The 2,174-nt window shown below is 67.1% G+C and carries 3 protein-coding genes; 1 reads left to right on the forward strand and 2 read right to left on the reverse strand.

Annotated features, from left to right (window positions below; all coding sequences use genetic code 11):
* A partial coding sequence (locus tag Q7T84_RS09265) for an enoyl-CoA hydratase/isomerase family protein (RefSeq protein WP_304808034.1) occupies positions 1–379 on the reverse strand: 379 nt, incomplete at its 3' end.
* An 85-nt stretch (positions 380–464) separates the two neighbouring features.
* On the opposite strand from Q7T84_RS09265, the gene Q7T84_RS09270 reads away from it, so the two are divergent.
* Positions 465–1,073 carry a bifunctional 2-polyprenyl-6-hydroxyphenol methylase/3-demethylubiquinol 3-O-methyltransferase UbiG gene (locus Q7T84_RS09270; protein WP_304808036.1) on the forward strand — a complete coding sequence of 203 codons (609 nt, stop codon included), beginning with the start codon at positions 465–467 and terminating at the stop codon, positions 1,071–1,073.
* Between the two features lie 113 nt (positions 1,074–1,186).
* On the opposite strand, the gene Q7T84_RS09275 is transcribed toward Q7T84_RS09270, so the two are convergent.
* Positions 1,187–2,174 (reverse strand): ribonucleotide-diphosphate reductase subunit beta (locus tag Q7T84_RS09275; protein WP_304808038.1); only part of this gene is annotated, 988 nt, incomplete at its 5' end.

Genomic DNA, 2,174 nt, shown 5'->3' on the forward strand with positions numbered 1-2,174 from the left:
TCAGCCGCACGTCGGTGGCCATGGCGAGGCCAAGGCCCGCGCCGACCGCCACGCCGTTGATGCCGCCGACCACCGGCTTGTCGCAGCGCTTGCGGGTGGCGAGCACGAACTGGCCGACCCAGCTGATGTCGTCGAGCTGGGCGGTCATCGGCGGGGCCGGATGGAAGGGCTCGGCGCCCGAGAGATCCAGGCCCGCGCAGAAGGCGTCGCCCGAGCCGGTGAGCGCCACCACCCAGACATTGTCGTCGCGCGCGGCCTCGTCGATGGCGGCGACGATGCCCCAGGCGAGCTGCTGGCTGAGCGCGTTTTTCTTCTCCGGACGGTTCAGGCGGATGGTCCGCACGTGGCCGGCGTTGGAAACCTCAACGAGATTGGTCATGGCGTTTCCCCCTTCTGTTGTCGTGATCGGCGTTGACGACAGAATGGACGGGGTGGGAGGTGGTGGCCAGCCCGAAGGAGCACCGATGAACACGCCGACCCCGCTGCACGACGCCGACACCCTGGCCTTCTACGACCGCGAAGCCGGCGTCTATGCGGCGCGGACGCGCGGCGAGCCGGTTCGGCTGCGGGCGTTCCTGGAGCAGCTGCGGCCGCGGGCGGCGATCCTGGAGCTGGGCTGCGGCGGCGGGCAGGACGCCGAGCTGATGAGCGCGGCGGGGTTCGAGGTGACCCCGACCGACGGCTCGGCGGGGCTGGCGGCGCAGGCGCAGGCGCGGCTGGGCCGGCCGGTGCGGGTGATGCGGTTCGAAGAGCTGGAGGACGTCAGCGCCTATGACGGCGTCTGGGCCAACGCCTGCCTGCTGCATGTGCCGGAAGGCGGCCTGGCCGATGTGCTGGCTCGCGTCCACCGGGCGCTGAGGCCGGGCGGGCGGTTCTATGCCGGCTTCAAGTCGGGCGACGGCGGGGACCGCGACAGCCTGGGCCGCTACTACAATTTCCCTAGCGAGGAACGGCTGCGGGCGGCCTACGCCTCGGCAGGGGCGTGGGAGCCGCTAGAGGTCACCACCGGCCAGGGCGGCGGCTTCGACGGCGTGCAGCGGACCTGGCTGCATGTGCTGGCGGTGAAGGGGTAGCAGCCCCAACTCGCTCATCCCGGCGAAAGCCGGGACCTAAGCTGAGTTGACGCCGCGCCAGCATTGAAAGCCCGCATGGGTCCCGGCTTTCGCCGGGATGAGCGGGGTTTTTACTACTCCGCCGGGACGTCGCCGCGCCGGGCGAGGGTCTTGTCGAAGGCGGCCCAGACGCCGGCGTCGCCGTGCCATTGACCCTTGGTCGCGGCCTTGGAGTACTCGGTCGAGCGGGCCTCGAAGAAGTTGGCGTGCTCGACGCCCGAGAGCATCGACTGCAGCCAGGGCAGCGGGTTTTCCTTCACGCTGCCGTAGACCTCCGGCAGACCGAGCTGGCGCAGGCGCCAGTCGGCGATGAAGCGGATGTAGTTCTTGATGTCGTCCGGGGTCATGCCCTGGACCTCGCCGGCGTTGAACGCCAGGTCGATGAAGGCGTCTTCCAGGCCCACCACGGTCTTGCAGCAGTCGATGATGTCGTCGGCCACCGACTTGGTGACCGCGCCGGTCTCGGCGTTGAAGGCGTGGTAGAGCTTGATGATGCCTTCGCAATGCAGGCTCTCGTCGCGCACCGACCACGAGACGATCTGGCCCATGCCCTTCATCTTGTTGTGGCGCGGGAAGTTCAGCAGCATCGCGAAGCTGGCGAACAGCTGCAGCCCCTCGGTGAAGCCGCCGAACATGGCCAGGGTGCGGGCGATGTCGGCGTTCGAGTCGACGCCGAACTTCTGCATGTAGTCGTGCTTGTCGCGCATCTCCTGGTAATCCAGGAAGGCCGTGAACTCGCTATCGGGCATGCCGATGGTTTCGAGCAGCAGGGCGTAGGCCGCGATGTGGATCGTCTCCATGTTGGAGAACGAAGCCAGCATCATCTTCACCTCGGTGGGTTTGAAGACGCGGCTGTAGCGTTCCATGTAGTTGTCGTTCACCTCGACGTCCGATTGGGTGAAGAATCGGAAAATCTGGGTGAGGAGATTGCGCTCCTTGTCATTGAGCTTGGCGGCCCAATCCTTGAGGTCCTCGCCGAGCGGCACCTCTTCAGGCATCCAGTGGACCTGCTGCTGCTTTTTCCAGAAGTCATAGGCCCACGGATACCGGAACGGCTTGTAG

This window comes from Phenylobacterium sp. (assembly GCF_030654915.1).
In the GTDB taxonomy this organism is placed as follows: Bacteria; Pseudomonadota; Alphaproteobacteria; order Caulobacterales; family Caulobacteraceae; genus Phenylobacterium.

Excerpts from the sequence above, each read along its gene's own strand:
- Q7T84_RS09270 (WP_304808036.1), top strand. The coding sequence starts at position 465 with ATGAACACGCCGACCCCGCTGCACGACGCCGACACCCTGGCCTTCTAC.